The organism is Streptomyces sp. V3I7 (genome assembly GCF_030817495.1).
Lineage (GTDB): Bacteria > Actinomycetota > Actinomycetes > Streptomycetales > Streptomycetaceae > Streptomyces.
Genome location: NZ_JAUSZK010000001.1, coordinates 824,082 through 844,585, shown reverse-complemented (window position 1 = coordinate 844,585; position 20,504 = coordinate 824,082). Strand labels below are relative to the sequence as shown.

The 20,504-nt window shown below is 71.9% G+C and carries 16 protein-coding genes and 1 pseudogene; 8 read left to right on the top strand and 9 right to left on the bottom strand.

Annotated elements, in window-relative coordinates; all coding sequences use genetic code 11:
- Window positions 1-309: 309 nt before the first annotated feature.
- The 5 genes from QFZ74_RS04060 (at window position 310) to QFZ74_RS04040 (ending at window position 6,126) form a co-directional block, all read left to right on the top strand.
- Window positions 310-1,848, top strand: coding sequence for an alpha-N-arabinofuranosidase (locus QFZ74_RS04060; RefSeq protein WP_307619399.1), 1,539 nt, complete (start codon window positions 310-312; stop codon window positions 1,846-1,848).
- A 142-nt stretch (window positions 1,849-1,990) separates the two neighbouring features.
- On the top strand, window positions 1,991-3,343 hold the full coding sequence (locus tag QFZ74_RS04055; protein ID WP_307619398.1) for an ABC transporter substrate-binding protein: 1,353 nt from the start codon (window positions 1,991-1,993) through the stop codon (window positions 3,341-3,343).
- Window positions 3,344-3,347: 4 nt separating this feature from the next.
- Window positions 3,348-4,349 carry a carbohydrate ABC transporter permease gene (locus tag QFZ74_RS04050; RefSeq protein WP_307619397.1) on the top strand — a complete coding sequence of 334 codons (1,002 nt, stop codon included), beginning with the start codon at window positions 3,348-3,350 and terminating at the stop codon, window positions 4,347-4,349.
- Window positions 4,346-5,305, top strand: a complete 960-nt coding sequence (locus tag QFZ74_RS04045) for a carbohydrate ABC transporter permease (RefSeq protein WP_307619396.1) — start codon at window positions 4,346-4,348, stop codon at window positions 5,303-5,305. The genes QFZ74_RS04050 and QFZ74_RS04045 overlap by 4 nt, the downstream gene beginning before the upstream one ends.
- A gap of 164 nt (window positions 5,306-5,469) precedes the next feature.
- Complete coding sequence (locus tag QFZ74_RS04040) at window positions 5,470-6,126, top strand: maleylpyruvate isomerase N-terminal domain-containing protein (RefSeq protein WP_307619395.1); 657 nt, start codon at window positions 5,470-5,472, stop codon at window positions 6,124-6,126.
- Window positions 6,127-6,521: 395 nt separating this feature from the next.
- Here QFZ74_RS04040 and QFZ74_RS04035 read toward each other — a convergent pair whose 3' ends face one another.
- The 3 genes from QFZ74_RS04035 to QFZ74_RS04025 form a co-directional block, all read right to left on the bottom strand.
- Window positions 6,522-7,370 (bottom strand): SGNH/GDSL hydrolase family protein, encoded by an 849-nt coding sequence (locus QFZ74_RS04035; RefSeq protein ID WP_307619394.1) that lies wholly within the window; start codon window positions 7,368-7,370, stop codon window positions 6,522-6,524.
- Window positions 7,371-7,465: 95 nt separating this feature from the next.
- On the bottom strand, window positions 7,466-8,479 hold the full coding sequence (locus QFZ74_RS04030; RefSeq protein ID WP_307619393.1) for a hemolysin family protein: 1,014 nt from the start codon (window positions 8,477-8,479) through the stop codon (window positions 7,466-7,468).
- Window positions 8,476-9,831 (bottom strand): hemolysin family protein, encoded by a 1,356-nt coding sequence (locus tag QFZ74_RS04025; protein ID WP_307619392.1) that lies wholly within the window; start codon window positions 9,829-9,831, stop codon window positions 8,476-8,478. The genes QFZ74_RS04030 and QFZ74_RS04025 overlap by 4 nt, the downstream gene beginning before the upstream one ends.
- Before the next feature lie 356 nt (window positions 9,832-10,187).
- Between QFZ74_RS04025 and QFZ74_RS04020 the strand changes: the two genes are divergently transcribed.
- Window positions 10,188-11,465, top strand: a complete 1,278-nt coding sequence (locus QFZ74_RS04020; protein WP_307619391.1) for a DUF5825 family protein — start codon at window positions 10,188-10,190, stop codon at window positions 11,463-11,465.
- 4 nt (window positions 11,466-11,469) lie between these two features.
- Window positions 11,470-12,756, top strand: coding sequence for an MFS transporter (locus QFZ74_RS04015; RefSeq protein ID WP_307619390.1), 1,287 nt, complete (start codon window positions 11,470-11,472; stop codon window positions 12,754-12,756).
- Here the strand turns inward: QFZ74_RS04015 and QFZ74_RS04010 are convergent.
- The 6 genes and pseudogenes from QFZ74_RS04010 to bioB all read right to left on the bottom strand — a co-directional run bounded on the left by QFZ74_RS04010 (window position 12,711) and on the right by bioB (window position 19,210).
- On the bottom strand, window positions 12,711-13,130 hold the full coding sequence (locus QFZ74_RS04010) for a GNAT family N-acetyltransferase (RefSeq protein ID WP_307619389.1): 420 nt from the start codon (window positions 13,128-13,130) through the stop codon (window positions 12,711-12,713). The two genes, QFZ74_RS04015 and QFZ74_RS04010, sit on opposite strands and share 46 nt — an antisense overlap.
- A gap of 107 nt (window positions 13,131-13,237) precedes the next feature.
- On the bottom strand, window positions 13,238-14,125 hold the full coding sequence (locus QFZ74_RS04005; protein WP_307619388.1) for an LLM class F420-dependent oxidoreductase: 888 nt from the start codon (window positions 14,123-14,125) through the stop codon (window positions 13,238-13,240).
- A gap of 45 nt (window positions 14,126-14,170) precedes the next feature.
- Window positions 14,171-15,364: pseudogene (locus tag QFZ74_RS04000) on the bottom strand (FtsX-like permease family protein); the annotation flags it as partial.
- A 613-nt stretch (window positions 15,365-15,977) separates the two neighbouring features.
- Window positions 15,978-16,694: a dethiobiotin synthase gene (bioD, locus tag QFZ74_RS03995; RefSeq protein WP_307619387.1), complete on the bottom strand. Its 717-nt coding sequence runs from the start codon at window positions 16,692-16,694 to the stop codon at window positions 15,978-15,980.
- A gap of 1 nt (window position 16,695) precedes the next feature.
- Window positions 16,696-18,012 (bottom strand): adenosylmethionine--8-amino-7-oxononanoate transaminase, encoded by a 1,317-nt coding sequence (locus QFZ74_RS03990; protein ID WP_307619386.1) that lies wholly within the window; start codon window positions 18,010-18,012, stop codon window positions 16,696-16,698.
- Window positions 18,005-19,210, bottom strand: coding sequence for a biotin synthase BioB (bioB, locus tag QFZ74_RS03985; RefSeq protein WP_307619385.1), 1,206 nt, complete (start codon window positions 19,208-19,210; stop codon window positions 18,005-18,007). The genes QFZ74_RS03990 and bioB overlap by 8 nt, the downstream gene beginning before the upstream one ends.
- A gap of 150 nt (window positions 19,211-19,360) precedes the next feature.
- Here bioB and QFZ74_RS03980 point away from each other — a divergent pair, with 150 nt between their 5' ends.
- Window positions 19,361-20,488: an 8-amino-7-oxononanoate synthase gene (locus QFZ74_RS03980; RefSeq protein WP_307619384.1), complete on the top strand. Its 1,128-nt coding sequence runs from the start codon at window positions 19,361-19,363 to the stop codon at window positions 20,486-20,488.
- Window positions 20,489-20,504 lie beyond the last annotated feature (16 nt).

The following is a 20,504-nucleotide window of genomic DNA, read 5'->3' as shown; positions in this document are numbered from 1 at the left end:
TCGCCGGCGGGCGACGCGGGCCGTACCCGGCAAGTCTCGCAAGTAGCGGCGCAGGGCGGCCGCGAGGGACAGTTCTGCGTCAACGACCTTATGGAGCAAGCTATTTACAACGCTGTTCCAACGATGTAAACGTATCACCACGCTACCGCCGTCCGTTCGTCCAGCGTCATGGGACAGGCGCCACCGGTGGCCGTGCGGCCCCTGCGCGTCGCGTTCGACCGGGGCGCGTCGCGCGTGCACCGCGTGTCGTCGTCCACGTCTCTCGCCCCCGCCCGCCGCACCTCAAGTACGTGCCAGGGAGCTCAGTTGATGCCCAAGGTGCCCACGGTCCGTCTCACCCTCGATCCCGGATTTCGCGTCGGTGCCGTCGACCGGCGTCTGTTCGGCTCGTTCGTCGAGCACATGGGTCGCTCCGTCTACACCGGGATCTACGAACCGGGCCACCCTGCGGCCGACCCGGAGGGATTCCGTACCGATGTCCTCGCGCTCGTAGGGGAGTTGGGCCCCACCGTCATCCGCTATCCGGGCGGCAACTTCGTGTCCGGCTACCGCTGGGAGGACGGGGTCGGCCCCGTCGAGCAGCGCCCCAGCCGGCTCGACCTCGCCTGGAGGAGCGTGGAGAGCAACGCCTTCGGGCTCAACGAGTTCATGGCATGGACCGCCAAAGCGGGCGTGGAGCCGATGCTGGCGGTCAACCTCGGCACACGCGGGACGACCGAGGCGCTGGAGCTGCTGGAGTACACCAACTATCCATCCGGGACGGCCCGTTCGGACCTGCGCCGGACGCACGGCGTCGCCGATCCGTACGACGTCCGGATGTGGTGCCTGGGCAACGAGCTGGACGGCCCCTGGCAGATGGGGCACAAGACGGCCGACGAGTACGGGCGGCTCGCCGCGGAGACGGCCCGGGCGATGAAGCGATTCGACGCCGGGCTCGAACTGGTCGCCTGCGGCAGCTCCAACGCCGGCATGGACACCTTCGCCTCATGGGAGGCGACCGTTCTCGAGCACACCTATCCGTTCGTCGACTACGTCTCGCTGCACGCGTACTACGACCCGTCCGACGGCGACACCGACTCCTTCCTGGCCAGCGCTGCCGGGATGGACGAGATGATCGACTCCGTCGTCGCCACCGCCGACCACGTGGGCGCGAAGCTGCGCGACACGAAGAAGATCAAGCTCTCCTTCGACGAGTGGAACGTCTGGTACCAGAGCCGCTTCGGCGGGGAATCCTCGCTCCAGTGGCAGCCCGTTCCCGAGCTGATCGAGGACGTGTACGACGTCACCGACGCCGTCGTCGTCGGGAGCCTGCTGATCACCCTCCTGCGGCACGCGGACCGCGTGGGCGTCGCCTGCCAGGCCCAACTCGCCAACGTCATCGGCCCGATCATGACCCGTCCGGGGGGCCCGGCCTGGCGTCAGACCATCTTCCACCCGTTCGCCCGGACGGCCCGGCACGCCCGCGGCACGGTGCTCCGCGTGGAGCCCGACTCCCCCGTCCTCGAGACCGCCAAGTACGGTGCCGTGCCCGCACTCTGGGCCACCGCCACCCACGACGAGGACAGCGGCGAGATCGTCCTCTTCGCCGTCAACCGCGGTCGTACGGACCCGCTTTCCGTCACCGTCGACCTGCGCGCCTTCCCTGCCGCCCGGGTCGCCGAGCACCTGGTCCTCTCCGATGCTGACACCACGGCGGCCAATACCGCCGAACAGCCCGACCGCGTACGCCCCCGGGCGGTCGTCGACACCAAGACGGACGACGGCACGCTCACCGTCGAACTGCCCGCGGTCTCCTGGACCATGATCCGCCTCAGCACGCACGCAAGCGCCGGCGGGACGGCGAACTGAAGCACAGGAACCCGAGCGCGCACTGACCTCCTCCAGACGAATCGGCGCCCGGAAAGCCCGCACTCGCACGAACCGCCCGCACCCGCACCGCCCTCACACCCGCACCGCCCTCACACCCGTACTCGCACCCGAGGAGCAGAGGATGAGCAGCACATCCCCGCATGGACCGCAGCCGAAGCGCCGAGCCTTCCTCGGCATGGCGGGTGCGGCAGGAGCCGGCCTGCTCACCGCCTGCGGCAGCGGCACCAAACTCGGCACGGACCAGGGCGACTCGAAGCCCGTCCCCAGCTTCAGCGGCGGCGATTACAAGGGGCCCAAGGTCACCCTGGAGTACTGGAACGGCTTCACCGGCGGCGACGGCCCTCACATGAAGTCGATGGTCGACGCCTTCAACACGCAGTTCAAGGGCAGGATCGAGGTCCGCAACACCACCCGGCGCTGGGAGAACCTCTATCCCGCGCTGCCGACCTCGATCGCCGCCGGCAAGGGCCCGGACGTGGCGGTCATCCACATCGACTGGGTGGCCACCCTCGCCGCGCGCCGGACGCTCGTACCGCTGGACGACGTCGTCGCCGCGCTCGGACTCAGCGAGTCGGACTTCATCCCGGCCATCTGGCAGGCCGGGGTGTACGGGGGCAAGCGCTACAGCGTGCCGCTGGACGTGCACTGCCTCGCCGCCTACTGGAACACCCGGCATCTGACCCGGGCCGGGCTGGACAAGGCCCCGACCGACCGGGCGGGCTTCGAGGGAGCCCTCGGCGAGCTGAAGGACGCCGGCGTCAAGTACCCGTTCTGGATGCCGAACGAGTGGCCGGCCCACCTGATGTTCATGACGCTCCTGTGGCAGTTCGGCGGTGAGCTGTACGACGCGGAGGGGACCGCCGCCCTGTGGGGCTCGGACGCCGGGGTGGAGGCGATGCGCTGGATGGTCGGCCAGATCGACGACGGCCACAGCCCCCGGCAGGTCGCCCTGGACGCCCAGTACAACGCCTTCAAGAACAACAAGGTCAGCGTCACCTGGGACGGGATCTGGCAGCTCAACGACCTGAAGAGCAACGCCCGCAGCATCAGCTGGCAGATGGCGCCGGTGCCCGTGATCGGGGACACCCCCGCGGTGTGGAGCTCCTCGCACAACTTCGTCATGACGTCCCAGGCGACACGGGACAGGAACAAGGTCCAGGCGGCCCGGTTCTTCATCGACTACATGAGCAGGCAGTCCACCGAGTGGGCCAAGGCCGGCATGATCCCGGCCCGTAACTCCGTGCGCAAGGAACCGGCCGTCGCCAAGCTGCCGCAGACCGCGCTCGCCAAGGACGTCAGCGTCTTCCACTTCCCGCCGCCTGTGCCGGGTATCGGCGACGTCCAGTCCAAGGCCCTCGAACTCGCCGTCCAGAAGGCGGTGCTCAAACAGCAATCGCCCGCGAAGGCCCTGGCCGAGGGCGTGCGGACGGCCAACCAACTGCTGGCCGAGAACAAGAAGAAGTACGCGAAGTGAGGCCATGACCGTGCCACAGCGGCTCGCCCGCACCGCCTCCCCGTCCGCCCGGTCCGCCCGGATCCGGATCTCCCGGTCGAGCCGGTCTTCCCGGCTCCTCCGGTCCTCCGGTTCCTCCCGGTCCTTCCGGTGGTGGACGCCGTACGCGTTCCTGGGTCCGTATCTGGCGCTGTTCCTCACCTTCGTCCTGGTGCCCATCGGCTACGGCGTGTGGATCAGCCTGCACGACTGGGACATCAACGTCGCGGCCAAGCCCTTCGTGGGGCTCGGCAACTACGCGGAACTGTTCGACCCGGGAAGCGTCGACGGCCCCCGCTTCTGGGAGGCGATGCGGGCCACCGGCGTCTTCACGGCACTGTCGCTGCCCTTCCTGCTGATCGTGCCGCTCCTGGTCGCCCTGCTGATGAACGGCAGGTTCCGTGGCCGCGGGCTCTACCGGGCGGTCTACTTCGCCCCGTACGTCCTCGGCGTCGCCGTGATCGGGGTGGTGTGGCGGTTCCTGCTGGACGGCAACATCGGGCTGGTCAACCACTACCTCGGCGTGCTCGGACTGCCCGACGACATCCAGTGGACCACGGACACCCCGGCGGCCTGGTGGGCCCTCGTCCTCGTCACACTGTGGTGGACCCTCGGCTTCAACGCCGTCGTCTACCTCGCCGGCCTCCAGGACATCCCGGCCGAGCTGTACGAGTCCGCCAGGGTCGACGGCGCGAACGCCTGGCACCGCTTCGCCCACGTGACGCTCCCCGGTCTGCGGCCCGTGGCCCTGTTCGTCGTCAACGCCACGCTGCTGGCCTCGGCCAACATGTTCGGCCAGTCGTACCTGATCACGGGCGGGGCACCGGCGGACGAGACGAAGAGTGCCATCTACCTCATCGCCGAAACCGGCCTGGGGCGCTTCGAGATGGGGTCGGCGTCGGCGATGAGCTTCGTGCTCGCCCTGGCGCTGATGGCCGCGAGCACGGTCGTCTTCCGGGTCTTCCGCGAGCGGCAGGAGGACCGATGAACGCGCGCAGGACCGCCGACGCGGACGCGGGCGGGGGCGCGGCCATGAACACGGTGCCGGAGCGAGGGACTCGCCGCGGCACACCACGTATGCCGGTGCACGCCTGGACGCCTGTGTCCGCGCCCGTGGCGAAGCGGCGGCTGCGCCGGTCCCTGTTGCATCTGATCCTCGCCGTCGTCGCGGCGTTCTATCTGAGCCCATTGCTGTACATGGTGGTGACGTCGTTCAAGACCCGGGAGGCTGCCGGGTCGACCGATCCGGCGTGGATCCCGAGCCCTGCCACGTTCGAGGCGTACCGGACGGTGCTCGGCAACACCGACAGTCCGGTGATGAGGTGGCTGTTCAACAGCGTGCTGGCCGCAAGCGCCCACACCGCGCTGGTGCTGGCGACGGCCACTCCGGCGGCGTACGCGCTGGCCCGGATGGAGTTCCGCGGCCGTAGCGCCGTGTTCACGTGCATCGTGGCCACGCTCTTCGTCCCGCCCATGACGCTGCTGATTCCCAACTTCCTGATCGTCAACGAGCTCGCGTGGGTGGACAGTCTGCCCGCGGTCATCGTCCCGGCGGCGGCGAGCGCCTTCGGCGTCTTCTTCCTGCGGCAGTTCTTCCTCACGTTGCCCCGGGAGCTGGAGGAGGCGGCGGAGATCGACGGCTGCAACCGGTGGCAGATCTTCGTCCGCGTCGTACTGCCGCTCTCCCGCCCGGCCCTGGCCACGCTTGGATTGCTGGCCTTCCTGTCGAACTGGAACGACTTCCTCTGGCCCCTGTACGTCCTGCTCAGCCCGGACTCCCTCACGCTCCCCGCGGGCCTGGCCAACTTCCAGAGCGCCAACAACACGCGCTACGACCTGCTGATGGCCGGAGCGGTCATCGCCGGCGTCCCCGTACTGCTGCTCTACGCCGTGGCGCAGCGCTGGGTGATCGAGGGGGTGTCCCGCGCGGGTCTGAAGGGCTGAGCTGGCTCTGGACAGTGCGGAACTCGCGCGGAAACTGCCGCAGTCCGCGGCAGCCGAGGAGAATCCGCGCCGGGATGATCGGACGCTGACGGTCCTGAAGCGTCGCACCTCGGAGAGCTTCGACCTGCGCACCTGACCGTCAGCTAACGGGATACCGTGCTGTCATGTCTCGATCAGTCGAAACCGGATCAGTCCTGTCTCCCGTCACCGCGGACGACGTCGACCTTGCCGTGCGGCTTGCCGTGGGCATCCTTCGGGACGCACCCCCTGCGGGGTGGGGCGGTAAGGCCGGTTCGCTGGAGTGGGACTGCTGGGAGACCGTCGAGCACCTCGCCGGCGACTTCTTGTTCTACGCCGTCCAGCTGGGGCCGCAGAGCCCGCCGCTGGACACCCATGTCCCCTTCGCCCTGCGCCAGAAGCGGCCGGAGGGACCTCCGAACTTCATTTTCGCGGAACACGACGCGGGTCCGGCCGGCCTGCTGCAGGTGCTGGAGGCGAGCGGTGCCCTTCTGGTCGCCATGGTGCGAACGACGCCGCAGCGCGTCCGCGCCTACCACGCCTCCGGCGTCTCGGACCCCGAGGGCTTCGCGGCGATGGGGGTCGTAGAGACCCTGGTGCACACGCACGATCTGGCGGAGGGGCTCGGGCTCGCCTGGACCCCGCCCTCCGATCTCTGCTCGCGGGTGCTCGCCCGGCTGTTCCCGGAAGCCCCGCAGGGCGCGGATCCCTGGCTCACCCTGTTGTGGGCCACCGGTCGCGCCGAACTACCGGGGCACCCTCGTCTCACCACGTGGCGCTGGGACAGCACACCGCGGTCATAGGAGCCGATCGGCTTCAGCCGCGGCCAGGCTGATGATCGTGCCCTTACCGCGGCGAGAGCGCAGCGGGCCCCGTCCAAACCGGCAACCCGGCGAACCTATGCGGTCACGGCACCAGGCCTGGGTGGGATCGATGGTGAAGCGCTCGGGGTAGGCCGTGCGGACGTAGTGGATCGCGGTGTGCGAGGTGATCCGGAACCGTCGCATCAGCCGGATCGGGTCGGCAGTTTCTCGGGCCTCGTCGAGGGGGCCCCCGGCCGGGACGAGGACCTGCGCAGACGCGGGATCAAGGCCACGATTCCGGTGCCTGCGGACCGGCTCCGCAACAGGCTTCGAGCATGGATCGCGCGGCGGCCGGCCGCCGAAGTTCGTGTCAACAGCGCTTGTGATCAATACACCTAGAGCCCCACCCGTCGCCAGTCCGTCACAGGACCGGGGTTCGTGTGGTCCGCAGGAGTGACCCAGAAGGCTTTGCCCAGCTCGGCGCTGAATTGGGCGCCTGTCCGGCCGTCGCCGGAGGAGCGGCCGGTCAGGCGGCGGCCTATCCACGGGAGCAGGTACTCCTTGGCGAACCGCGCGTCCGCGGACCGGCGTGTCAGCCAGCCCGGGGGCAGGGTGGCCGGCATCGGCGTACGCCACTGTGTGTCCTCGGGCTCGTAGTCGAGCGACTGCCAGACCGCCTCGGCGACCCGGCGGTGTCCCTCGTGCGTCAGGTGCAGCCGGTCCACGTCCCACAGTCGCGGGTCGCCCAGCGAGGGCGCGCCGTACAGGTCGACCACCAGCGCGTCGTGCCGCTTGGCGAGCTCGTCGACACAGGCGAACAGCTCCTCCATGCGCGGCCGGAACCGCTCCAGCACCGGGCCCTGACGGCCCGGGCTGCGCATCAGCACCAGCTGCTTGCAGGACGGGGCGAGCCGCTCCACCGCCTCCGTCAGCAGACCCCGCACCCGTCCCATGTCGCACTTGGGCCGCAGCGTGTCGTTCAGCCCGCCGACCAGTGTGATCACGTCGGCGTTCATCGCCGCGGCCGCCTCGACCTGCTCGTCGACGATCTGCGCGATCAGCTTGCCGCGCACCGCGAGGTTGGCGTACCGGAACCCGGGCGTGCGGGCGGCCATCCGCGTGGCGAGGAGATCGGCCCAGCCCCGGTAGGAGCCGTCCGGCAGCAGGTCCGACATCCCCTCGGTGAACGAGTCGCCGATCGCGACGAGGCTGGTGTGTGCGGGAGGTGTGGGGTTCGTATGCATGGCGGTGCGATGGTATCCCGAGGCTCCTATCTGCTGCGGACCGGTCGGTCGGCGTCACCGGCGTCCAGGTGTGCCCGCTTGTGCACGCGCAGCGCTCACGCATGCTGCCCGAACAGCTCCCGCAGTACGTCCTCCATGGTCACCAGGCCCGCCAGTCTGCCGTCGGCGCCCAGGACCGCCGCGAGGTGGGTACGGTTGCCGCGCATCGCGGTGAGGACGTCGTCGAGGGGGGTGGTCTCCCGTACGCGCGGGATGGGGCGGATGTCGTCGCGTCGGAAGGGGACGTTGCGGGGGGAGGCGTCCAGCGCGTCCTTGATGTGCAGGTAGCCGACGATGTGCCGGCCCTCGTCGACCACGGGGAAGCGGGAGAAGCCCGACTCCGCGGCGAGCCGCTCCAGCTGCTCGGGGGTGATGCCCTCGCGGGCGTAGACCACGCGGTTCAGCGGTACCACCACGTCCCGCACCGGGCGGCGGCCCAGCTCCAGGGCGTCGTGCAGGCGCTCCCGCGCGCGGTCGTCGATCAGGCCGGCGTCGCCCGCGTCGCGCACGATCTGCGCCAGTTCGGCGTCCGAGAACGTCGCCGTGACCTCGTTCTTCGGTTCCACCCGCAGCAGCTTGAGCACGCCGCTCGCGAACTCGTTGATCGTGAAGATCACCGGACGCAGCGCCTTGGACAGCGCGACCAGGGACGGGCCGAGCATCAGCGCGCTGCGCGCGGGATCGGCGAGCACGAGGTTCTTCGGCACCATCTCGCCGAAGAGCATGTGCAGATACGTCGCCAGGGTCAGCGCGATCACGAAGGACACGACATGGCCCACGCTCAGGGGCACGCCCACCGCGTCGAACGCCGGTTCCAGCAGGTGCGCGATCGCCGGTTCCGCGACGATGCCCAGGACCAGCGTGCACAGCGTGATGCCGAGCTGGGCGGCCGCCAGCAGCGCGGACACGTGCCGCAGGCCCCACAGCACGCTGGTCGCGCGTCGGTCGCCCTCCTCCGCGAGCGACTCGATCTGGCTGCGGCGCACGGAGATCATGGCGAACTCGCCGCCGACGAAGAACGCGTTGGCGAACAGTGTCGCCAGACCGATCAGCAGTTGGACGGCGGTCACCGGCCACTTCCTCCCTCACGCACCGTGTCGTGCCCGGCGCCCGGGCCGTCGAGCGGCGCGTGCAGCAGCACACGGGCCGCCCGGTGCCCCGACGCGTCCACCACGTCGAGCCGCCATCCGGCGACGTCCATCCGGTCCCCGACCTCGGGTATGCGGCCGAGTTCGGTCGCGACCAAGCCGGCCAGGGTCTCGTATGGCCCCTCGGGCGCCCGCAGGCCCACGCGCGCGAGCTCGTCCATGCGGGCCGCGCCGTCCGCCGAGTACATCGTCCGGCCGTCCGCGTCCGTCCCGGCGGAAGCGATGTCGGGCGTCTCGTGCGGGTCGTGTTCGTCGCGCACCTCGCCGACGACCTCCTCGACGATGTCCTCCAGCGTCGCGACGCCCGCCGTGCCGCCGTACTCGTCGATGACGACGGCCATGGTGCGCCGGCCGGAGAGGCGGTCCAGGAGCCGGTCGACGGTCAGGGACTCGGGAACCAGCAGTGGCTCGCGCATCACCTGGGCGACGGAGTATCGGGTCCGCTGCGCGGCGGGCACCGCCAGCACGTCCTTGACGTGGGCGACCCCGACGACCGTGTCGAGGCCGCCGCTGTAGACGGGGAACCGGGACAGGCCGGTCGCCCGGGTCGCGTTGGCCACGTCCTGGCAGGTCGCCTGGACGTCCAGGGCGACGACCTGCACGCGCGGGGTCATCACGTTCTCCGCGGTGAGGTCGGCGAGGTTCAGCGTCCGGACGAACATCTCGGCGGTGTCGGCCTCCAGCGCGCCCTCCCGGGCGGAGTGCCGGGCCAGCGCCGCCAGCTCCTGCGGCCCGCGCGCGGACGCCAGCTCCTCGGCGGGCTCCACACCCAGGCGGCGCACCACACGGTTGGCCGTGTTGTTGAGGTGGGTGATGAACGGCCGGAAGGCCGCACTGAACCAGCGCTGGATGTTGCCGACCCGCTTGGCCATGGTCAGCGGCGAGGAGATCGCCCAGTTCTTGGGCACCAGCTCGCCGACGACCATCAGGAACACCGTGGACAGGGCCGTGCCCAGGACCAGGGCGACGGAGTGCGCCGTCGACGAGGAGATCCCGACCGACTTGAGCGGGCCCGCGAGCAGCTTGGCGATCGACCCCTCGGCGAGCATGCCGACCACCAGATTGGTGACCGTGATGCCGAGCTGCGCACCGGAGAGCTGGAAGGTCAGGTTCCGTGCGGCCTTGAGGGCGCCCGCGGCACCGCGCTCGCCGCGCGCGGCGGCCCGCTCCAGTTCGCCGCGCTCGACCGTGGTCAGCGAGAACTCGGCGGCGACGAACGTGCCGCAGGCGAGCGACAGCAGGATCGCCACGAGCAGGAGGAGCACATCGGTCATCGGGTCACCTCCGTCTCATGATCGGACAGCGTAGGCGGGATCGCGCGGCACCGCACCCGAATAGTAAAGAGGGGGCAAAGTGGTCGGTGGGTGTCCGGCGGTGGACGGCGCCCTCTTGTGAGGTGCATGACAGATCCCTAGGGTGAACTACCTCTTGCGATGCGCACGTTCGAGACAGTCCGGCGAGCCGGTCCGGCAAGGGAGGGTCCGTGGAGATCAAAAAGGTAGTGATCCGCGAGGAAGAGCGCACCAACCGCCGCCCCGCCGTGATGGAGAAGCGGCCGCCGAGCCGCTGACCCGCCAGGAGGAGGAAGGGCAGGAGCGCGGCGGACGATCACGGGGACGGGGAGAACGGTATGCGCGTTCAGCTGGTGACCATGCCCTGGCACCCGATCGATCTGCCGTCGCTCCAGGTGGGCCTGCTGCACCGGCTGCTGCGACAGGTCCGCCCGGACGACGAGGTACGGGAGTTCCACGGCTCGCTGCGCTGGGCGGAGTTCCTGCTCGAACACTCCGCCGGGCGGCTGCGCCCCGCCGACTACGAGGCGATCGGCAGCGACTCGATCTTCGACGGCCTCGGCGACTGGGTCTTCTCGGGAGCCCTGTACGACGACGCGGACTGGGGCGTCGCCCGCCTGAAGGAGTACGCCGCCGCACGGGACCTGTGCATCGACACCGCCTCCGCCATGCGGGCCCATGCGGCCGACTTCATCCTCGCGTGCGCGACCGAAGTGCTCGCCCAGGAGCCCGACGTCGTCGGGTTCACCACCACGTTCATGCAGAACGTCCCCTCGCTCGCGCTCGCCCAGGAGCTCAAGCGCCGCCGCCCCGGCCTCACGATCGTCTTCGGCGGCAGCAACTGCGACGGCCCGATGGGCCACGCCCTGCACCACAACCACCCCTTCGTCGACCACGTCGTACGCGGCGAGGGCGAGTACGCCTTCCCGGCACTCCTGCGCCACCTGGACGCCGGTACGCCGCCCGCCGACGTCCCCGGACTGTGCTGGTGGGACGGAACGGCCTCGCGGGCGAACACCGAGTCCCGGCGCACCGTCGCGCCCGCCGACATCCCCGCACCCGACTACGACCAGTGGCAGGCCGCCCTGGAGGCCTCCCCGGTCCTCGCCCACGTCTACCCGAAGCTGGTCGTCGAGGGCGCGCGCGGCTGCTGGTGGGGCGAGAAGCACCACTGCACCTTCCTGCGGGAGTGCCAGAGCCACGGGTTCCGTACGCGCTGGGAGGCGGCGTACGGAGACACATGTGACACGCGGATGCTGCACCACCTTCCGCCGCCCGCTGAACGACCGGGCGAGCAGGGCGGGTTGGCCGAGTGGCGCAGCGCGTACGCCGCCTTCCCGACCGGCATGCTCCACCACCGCCGCGGGCCGGACTTCGTCACGGTCATGGACCGCAGGGAACGGCCCACCTCGGCGCGGCTCACGCTCGACGACCCGGACCTGGTCGCCACCTTCGGCCGAGTGCAGGACGTGACGGCGATGAGCGAACTGGACGCCGTGCAGCGGGAAGCCGTCGATCTGCTCGCCGCCGAGCGGCTGGCGCTGGTCGCCGACGGGTGGGTGGTGGCGTTGCCGACGCGGCTGCGCCGCTGGCCCGTGCCCTGCACGGGGATCTGACCGGGTGGGCACGACGACGACCGAGACGCGCGTCCTCCTGCACCGGCACCGCCCGTTCGTGCTGCTGTGCGCCGAGCAGGTCGCCAGCTCCGTCGGGCGGCAGATCACGGCGCTCGCGCTGACGCTGCTCGCCGTGACCGGCCTCGGCACCGGCCCGTTCGGGGCGGCCACGCTGCTGGCGCTGACCTATCTGCCTGGCGCCGTCCTGAGCCCACTGGCCGGGGCGCTCGTCGACCGGGTCCGGCTGCGCCGCCTGCTCGTGACGGTCACCGCCCTCCAGACCCTGATCGTCGCCTCGGTCCCGCTCGCCGGCGCTGTCGGACACATCACCCTGCCGCACCTGTACGCGGTGGCCGTCGTCTCCGGCACCCTGACCTTCACGCTCTCGATCGCCCTCCAGGCGGCCCTGCCCCGTGTCGTCGCCTCGGAGCGGCTGCTGGGCGCCAACTCCGCCCTGACAGCGGCCCGTACGAGCGGGCAGATCGGCGGCCCGGCACCCGGTGGCGTCCTGGTCGGTCTCCTCGGAGCCGACACCGCGCTCGTCGCGGGCAGCGCGGCCTACGCGGTCGAGGCCCTGTTCCTGCTCGCCCTGCCCGCCGCACTGAACCACCCGGTGGGCGCTGGGAAGTCCGCAGGCGTGAAGTCCCTGACTGCTGAGCTGGGCAAGGGACTTGAGGTGGTGCGCGCCGAGCACCGGCTGCGCCGCATGGTCCTGGCGGGCGCCGGACTCAACCTCGGCAGCGGCGCGGCGGCGGCGCTGTACGTCCTCTACGCGAGCCGTGATCTCGCCCTGCCCGCCTGGCAGTTGGGAGCGACCTACGCCGCCTACAGCGCGGCCACGCTCGTGGGCGCGATGGTCGCCGGGCGGTTCGGCAAGGCCGCCGGGCTGTGGCGGGCCACGCAGCTCTTCGGGGTCGGGGCGGGCGCGGCCGTCTTCCTGATCCCGGCCGCCTCACTGGGCCTCGCCTTTCCCGTGCTGCTCGCGTACCAGGTCTGCTACGGGATCACCGGCACCGTGTGGATGATCTCGATGACCACCGCACAGCAACTGGTCACTCCGGAGGGCATGCGGGGACGCGTCGCCGGTCTCGTCCAGGCGGTCCTGCTCGCGACGGTTCCGGTGGGGGCGCTGGCGGGCGGGGCGCTGGCCGCGTGGTTCGGCACCGTGCCCGTACTTACCGGATCGGCGGTCGTCGCCCTCCTCGCCGCGGCGACCCTCTGGGCGTCCGGCTCCCCGCCCCCTGTTCAGAGCGGCTTGACCCAGCGCCGCCAGTGGTTCTCGCGCCGGTAGCCCGCCGCCGACCAGGCGTGCTGGGCCCGTTCGTTGGCCTCCAGCACCATGGCGTCCACACGCCGGCCGCCGAGCGCGGCGAACCGCTCTTCGGCGGCCTCCATCAGGGCGGTGGCGATGCCCTGGCGGCGCAGCTCCGGGTGCACGGCGAGCCGGTAGGCGCAGCACCGCCACCCGTCGAAGCCCGCGATGACGGTGCCCGCGAGCAGCCCGTCGCGCTCCGCGAGGAGCAGCGCCCGCGGGTCGGTCGTGATGAGCCGGGCCACCCCGTCGTGGTCGTCACTGATACTGGTCCCCTCGGCGGCGGTGCGCCAGAACTCCAGCACGGCGTCGACGTCGGACAGGGTGGCTTGGCGGATGTGAAGATCGCTCATGGGGCGAGCCAAACAGAGCCCTCGCCCGTCCCGCGAACCGTTTTCGCGATGCGGACGGCCGCCACGCCGCCCCGGAACGCCTCGCCCGTGAACTGCTCGCCCCGGCACTATTCGCCTCGCAACTCCGCGAGCACGGGGGCGAATTCCTCCATCGACGACTCCAGCACCGTCAGATACGAGAACCCGTACCGCTCGCGCTGCGCCCGCACCCGCTCGACGATCTCGCGCAGGGTGCCGACCAGCACGATCGGCAGGGCCAGGGCGTCGTCCAGGGTGAGCTCCGGCAGGCGGTCGAGGAGCGGCTTGAGGGCGGCCTCGGGGTCGTCCGTGACGGACACGAGCTGGACCAGGAGGTTGCGTTCGGCGGGGTGGGCGCGGGCGGCCGCCAAGTCCTCGTAACGGGCGACGCGTTCGTCCAGTTCCTCCGCCGTCAGCGGGACCAGCCGGCCCGCCGCGTCGCCGGGGACCGAGCGGGCGCCAGTGAAGGCGGCGATGTCGGCGTGCTCGGCCGCCAGGCGCAGCATCCGGTCGCCGTTGGCGCCGATCAGGAGCGGCACCCCGGACCGGGCGGGCCGCGGCTGGTGCTCCTCTGAGCCGAGCAGCTTCTCCAACGCCTCGACGGTACCCCGGAGATGGTCCACCCGCTCGCGCGGCGAACCGTAGGGCAGCCCGGCCGCCTCATGCTCCGCCTGTACGTAGCCCGTACCGAGGCCGAGTTCGAGGCGGCCGCCGGTCAGCGCGTCCGTGGTGGCCACCTCGCGGGCCAGCAGTGCCGGGTTCCAGAAGCCCGCGTTGAGCACGAACGTGCCCAGCCGCGGCCGCTCCGTCGCCTCGGCGGCCGCGACCAGGGCCGGGAACGGCGCCGGCATGCCGAGGTGGTCGGGGACCAGGATCACGTCGTACCCGAGCTCCTCGGCGCGCCGGCACTTGGCGCGCCACTCCGCGGCGGGCGCGGGAGCGAGCAGGTTGACCCCGAAGCGGAACGGGCGCGGCATGAACTCTCCTCGACAGCGGATGACTTGAGTCTCGCCGCGATTCCATCACTCGTGCGCGATGGCCGCCAGCACATTCATACGCGAGGCACGCAACGCCGGCAGCAGCGCCGCCACCACCCCCACGACCGCCGAGCCGATCACCACCGCGACGATCGTGCCCCACGGGATCGCCAGCTCCGGCATGCCCTGGAGGGCCAGCACCTGCTGGGTGCACACGCCCCACACCAGGCCGAGCGCCAGGCCGAGGACCGCGCCGAACACCGCGATCACCACCGACTCCAGCCGGATCATCCGGCGCAACTGCCGCCGGGCGAGCCCGATCGCGCACAGCAGCCCGATCTCGCGGGTGCGCTCCACGACCGACAGCGCGAGGGTGTTGACCACGCCGAGCACCGCGATCACGATCGCCAGTCCGAGCAGCGCGTACACGAGGTAGAGCAGCACCGCGATCTGGTCGTGTACCAGCTTCTTGTAGTCGGCCTGGTCGCGCACCTGCACCTGCGGATACGCGTCGAGGGTCCGCTCCAGGTGCGCGCGCAGCTGGTCGGCGTCGGTGCCGGCGGCCCGGTTGACGTACAGGCTGGAGTCCTGGCCGCCGGGAACGTACTGCTCGACCGTGGCGATGCCGACGAACAGCCCGCCCTGCATGCCGAATCCGTCGCCGCCGCCCTGGTCGGTGAGGGCGCCCACCGTCATCCGCGCGGTTCTGCCGCCCGGGAACTCGACCGGGAGCGTGCTGCCCAGCCGTACGCCGTGGTCCGCGGCGAAACGCGCGTCCATGCCGAGGTGCCCCGGCGCCAGGGCCGCCACGGTGTTCCCGCGCTTGTAGGCGACATGGGCGACGTCGTCGACCTGCGGGTCGTATCCGGCGGCGGTCGTGCGGACCCGCTTGCCGTCGGGCAGGCGCACGGCCAGGGGCGCGAACCGCTGGCGTACCACCAGCCCGACGCCCTCCGTCCGGCGCACCTTGTCGGTGATCTCGGCGGTGAACGGCTGGAAGTTGGTGTTCTGGACGACGAAGTCGGCGCCGAGCGTCTTGTCGATCTGCCGGTCGAACGACTTGGTCATCGAGGCGCTCGCCACCGACATGCCGCCGACCAGGGCCAGGCCGACCATCAGCGCCGCCGCCGTGGCGCCCGTGCGGCGCGGGTTGCGCAGGGCGTTGCGCTGGCTCATCCGGCCGATGGAGCCGAACAGCGCCGGGAAGGCGGCGCCCAGCACCCGGATCACCGGCCGGACCCTCCGCCCCTACCCGACCCATCCCCAAGGGGCTCCGCCCCTTCGACCCCTCCAGGGGCTGCGCCCCTGGACCCCGCTGGGGCTGCGCCCCTTCGACCCCGCCGGGGCTGCGCCCCTGGACCCCGCTGGGCTCAGGGGTTGCACCCCGTGTTGCTCCCTTCGGGGCTTCCGCCCTGGCCCGTCGGGCTAAGGGGTTGCATCACGGTCGGGCCGCGGGGACCGCCGGGCTCCGCCCCTGCACTCCCCGGCCGGGGCTCCGCCCCCGTACCCCGCCGGGGCTGCGCCCCTGCACTCCCCGGCCGGGGCTCCGCCCCCGTACCCCGCCGGGGCTGCGCCCCTGCACTCGTCGGGTTCAGGGGATTGCACCCCGTCGGGGGCCCCGCCCCTGTACCCCCCAGCCGGGACTCCACCCTGCACCCCGTCAGGCTCAGCGGTCGCCGTCGGCCCCGCGGGGCAGGGGGCGCTGGAGCAGCATGGGAGGCGGGGCCTCGGTCACTGGTGCGAGTCAGCTCGGTGCGGTGGTACGTCCCCTACCACCGTCGCCACCCGCAACGCGCCCCTCCCACACGGCGCTCACGGCGCCTCCCGTACACCGTCACCGCCCGCACAGCGCTCACGGCGCCTCCCGTACCCGGAACACCTCCGCATCCCACGTGCCGTCCAGCCTCGGTGCCAGCCAACTCGGGGCTGTCGAGCGGAAGTCGGTGGGGGGGAGGGTGGCGGCGCCCTCCGGGAGGGCGCCCAGGAGTGGGGCGGCTGCGACTTCTGACAGGTCCGTGACGTTGCAGCGGGAGGCCAGGTCGGGGGTGGTGGGCCAGCTGCCGATCACTACGCCGGCCAGTTCGATGCCTCGGTAGTCCAGCTCGCGGGCTGAGAGTTCCGTGGAGTTGAGGGTGCCGAGGCCCGCCGAGGCGACCAGGAGGACCGGGGCGTTCAGGAGGGCGGCCGCGTCGGCGACGGTGCCGCCCGACGCGTCGAACCGGACGAGCAGGCCGCCCGCGCCCTCGACCAGCACCAGGTCGTGCTCGGCGGCCAGTTTGGCGGCGGCGTCGGCCACGTCGTGCGGGTGGACCGGGGGCAGCCCGGCGCGGCGGGCGGCCGTTCCGGGGGCCAACGGCTCGGGGAAACGGGCGAGTTCGGCGGCGGTCACGTCGCCCGCCAGACGTACGACCTCGTCCGCGTCGCCGCGCTCGGACGGGCCGACGCCCGTCTGTGCGGCCTTCAGGACGGCCACGGAACGGCCGGCCGCGAGCGCGGCGGCGGCCACGGCCGCCGTCGTGACCGTCTTGCCGACCTCCGTGCCCGTGCCCGTGATCACCAGTACCGGCATCTCATCCCTCCCGCGCCGCCGCGCACACCGCGCGCGCGATCCGTGCCACGTCCGCGTCCCCGGTGACGTACGGCGGCATCGTGTAGACGAGGTCGCGGAACGGGCGCAGCCACACGCCCTCGCGCACGGCCGCCCGGGTGGCCGCCGCCATGTCCACCTCGTGGTCCAGCTGGACGACGCCGATGGCGCCCAGGACCCGTACATCCGTCACCGCGGGCAGCTCGGCGGCCGGGGCGAGGCCGCCCTGCAGGCCCGCCTCGATCCGCCGCACCTCCGCCCGCCAGTCCTGCCCGAGCAGCAGCTCGATCGACGCGCAGGCCACGGCGGCCGCCAGCGGGTTGCCCATGAACGTCGGGCCGTGGGCCAGCACCGGTACGTCACCCCGCGAGATGCCGTCGGCGACCCGCGCCGTGCACAGCGTCGCCGCCAGCGTCAGGTAGCCGCCGGTCAGCGCCTTGCCCACGCACATCACGTCCGGCGTCACCGCCGCGTGCTCCGCCGCGAACAGCGCGCCCGTACGCCCGAAGCCGGTCGCGATCTCGTCGAACACCAGCAGTACGTCGTGCGCGTCGCACGCCTCGCGCAGCACGCGCAGGTAGGCGGGGGAGTGGAAGCGCATCCCGCCCGCGCCCTGCACCACCGGCTCCACTATCACCGCGGCCAGCTCGCCCGCGTGCCGCTCGATCACCGCGCGCAGATGCTCGGCGTACGACTCCTCGTACTCCGCGGGCGGCGCCTTGGCGAACACCTGGCTCGGCAGCACGCCGGTCCACAGGTCGTGCATCCCGCCCTCGGGATCGCACACGGACATCGGGTGCCAGGTGTCGCCGTGGTAGCCGCCGCGCCAGGTCATCAGCCGGCGCTTCTCGGGCCGGCCGAGCGAACGCCAGTACTGCAGGCACATCTTGACCGCGACCTCGACCGACACCGACCCGGAGTCGGCGAGGAACACGTGCTCAAGCCCCTCGGGCGACATGTCGACAAGGAGCTTCGACAGGCGTACCGCCGGCTCGTGCGTGAGGCCGCCGAACATCACGTGGCTCATCCGGCCCAGCTGCTCGCGCGCGGCCTCGTTGAGGACCGGGTGGTTGTAGCCGTGCACGGCCGACCACCACGACGACATGCCGTCGACGAGCTCGCCCGAGTCGTCCGCGAGCCGCAGCCGGACCCCGCTCGCCGACTCCACGACGAGCGGTTCCACGCGTCCGGGCATCGGGCCGTACGGATGCCACACGTGCCGCCGGTCGAGCTCCAGCAGCTCCGGCACAGAGAGCTCCGACAGATCCGACAGCTGGGACAGCTCCGAGCGGTCAGGCATTGGGCGCGAGGTCCGTGCCCGCACCCCGGCGGCGTACGGCCACCAGGTCGGTACGCGGCTCGTTCACCGCCGCCGTGTCGGCGACCGGACCGCAGACCCCGGCCCCGGCGCCCCCCTCGTGCGACCCGCAGCCCGCACCGGCCTCCGACCCGCAGCCCGCCGCGGCATGCGATCCGCAGCCGCCTCCGGCCGCCGCCCGGTGCTCCGGCAGCGTCACCTCCCCGGCGCCCTCCACCTCGAAACCGGCGTCGGCGATCATCTCCAGGTCGGCCCTGCCCGCCTGGCCCTCGCTGGTCAGGTAGTCGCCCAGGAAGATCGAGTTGGCCAGGTGCAGCGCGAGGGGCTGCATGCCGCGCAGGTGCACCTCGCGGCCGCCGGCGATCCGCACCTCGACGTCCGGGCAGACGAACCGCACCATCGCGAGGATGCGCAGACAGCGCTGCGGGGTGAGGTTCCACTCCTTGGCGAGCGGCGTGCCCTCGAACGGGATCAGGAAGTTGACCGGCACCGAGTCGGGGTCGAGCTCGCGCAGCGAGAAGACGACGTCGACCAGGTCCTCGTCGCTCTCGCCCATGCCCGCGATCAGACCCGAACACGCGGACAGTCCGGCCGCGTGCGCCTTCCGCACCGTGTCCACCCGGTCGGCGTACGTGTGCGTGGTCGTGATGTCGGCGTACGTTCCCTCGGACGTGTTGAGGTTGTGGTTGTACGCGTCCGCGCCCGCCGCCCGCAGCCGGTCGGCCTGGCCGTCCGAGAGCAGGCCGAGGCAGGCGCACACCTCGACGTCCTCGTTCTGCTCCTTGATCGCCTTGATGGTGTCCGACACCCGGTCCACGTCCCGGTCCGTCGGACCGCGCCCGCTGGCCACCAGGCAGACCCGCTTGGCGCCCCCGGCCAGGCCCGCCGCCGCGGCCTGGGAGGCCTCGTCCGGCTTGAGCCAGGTGTACTTGAGGATCCCGGCCTTCGAGCCGAGGCGCTGCGAGCAGTAGGAGCAGTCCTCCGGGCACAGGCCGGACTTCAGGTTGACCAGGTAGTTCAGTTTCACGCGCCGGCCGAACCAGTACCGGCGCACCTTGCCGGCCGCGGCCACCACATCGAGCAGGTCGTCGTCGGAGGTGGCCAGCACGGCGAGTGCCTCGTCACGGGTCGGCAGCTCGCGCCGAAGCCCCTTGTCCAGCAGCGTGTTCAGGAGGTCCATGAGGCCCGATCCTGTCCTAAGGAACCTGCCCCGGCCAAGGATCGTTCGCACAACGAAGCCCGTTCGGAGTGTGTGGGTATTGCCACATCACGGACACCCGGTCGTCCGGCTAGTGTCGGTTCACTGACCTCGTACTCCCCCGGAGGAGCCATGGCGTTCGGCTGGATCGACGGCCAGGCGGAGGCGCGCCGGAGGGCCGGTCTCGTACGGACCCTGCGGCCCCGCCCCGCCGACTCGCCGCTGCTCGACCTGGCGAGCAACGACTACCTGGGCCTGGCCCGCCATCCCGAGGTCATCGAGGGCGCCACGGCGGCCGCACGCACGTGGGGCGGCGGCTCCACCGGCTCCCGGCTGGTCACCGGCACCACCGAGCTGCACACCGAACTCGAGCGTGAACTCGCCGACTTCTGCGGCTTCGAGGCCGCCCTGGTCTTCTCCTCCGGCTATGCCGCCAACCTCGCCGCGGTCACCGCGCTGGGCCCGCACGGCTCCCTCCTGGTCTCCGACGCGGGCAACCACGCCTCCCTGATCGACGGCTGCCGGCTGGCCCGGGGCGCCACCCAGGTCGTGGCGCACGCCGACCCGGACGCCGTACGCAAGGCGCTGGACACGCACGACGGGCCCGCGGTCGTCGTCTCCGACACGGTGTTCTCCGTCGACGGCGACGCCGCGCCGCTCGCCGCTCTCGTCGCCGCCTGCCGGGAGCACGGCGCGGGACTGCTCGTCGACGACGCGCACGGGCTCGGGGTGCTGGGCGACGGCGGCCGCGGAGCCGCACGGGCCGCCGCTCTCGCGGGCGCCGACGACGTCGTCGTCACGGCCACGCTGTCCAAGTCGCTGGGCAGCCAGGGCGGCGTGGTGCTCGGCCCGGCCCGGGTGATCGGCCATCTGGTCAACGCCGCCCGGACGTTCATCTTCGACACGGGGCTCGCCCCGGCCGCGGCGGGCGCGGCCCTGGCGGCCGTCAGACTGCTGCGTCGCGAGCCCGAGCGGGCGGCACGCGCGCGCGAGGTCGCCGCCGAGCTGCACGCGCGCCTGACCGCCGCGGGTCTGGAAGCGGTACGTCCGGACGCCGCGGTGGTCTCGGTGCGCGCGCCGTCCCCCGAGGGGGCCGTCCGCTGGGCCGCGGACTGCCGTACGGCGGGTCTGGCCGTGGGCTGTTTCCGTCCTCCTTCCGTGCCCGACGGCATCTCACGGCTGAGGCTGACCGCCCGTGCGGACCTGTCCCGGGCCGAGATCGAGCGCGCGGTGCGGCTGATCGTCGAGGCGCGGTCATGAGTCGGCGTGACACGAC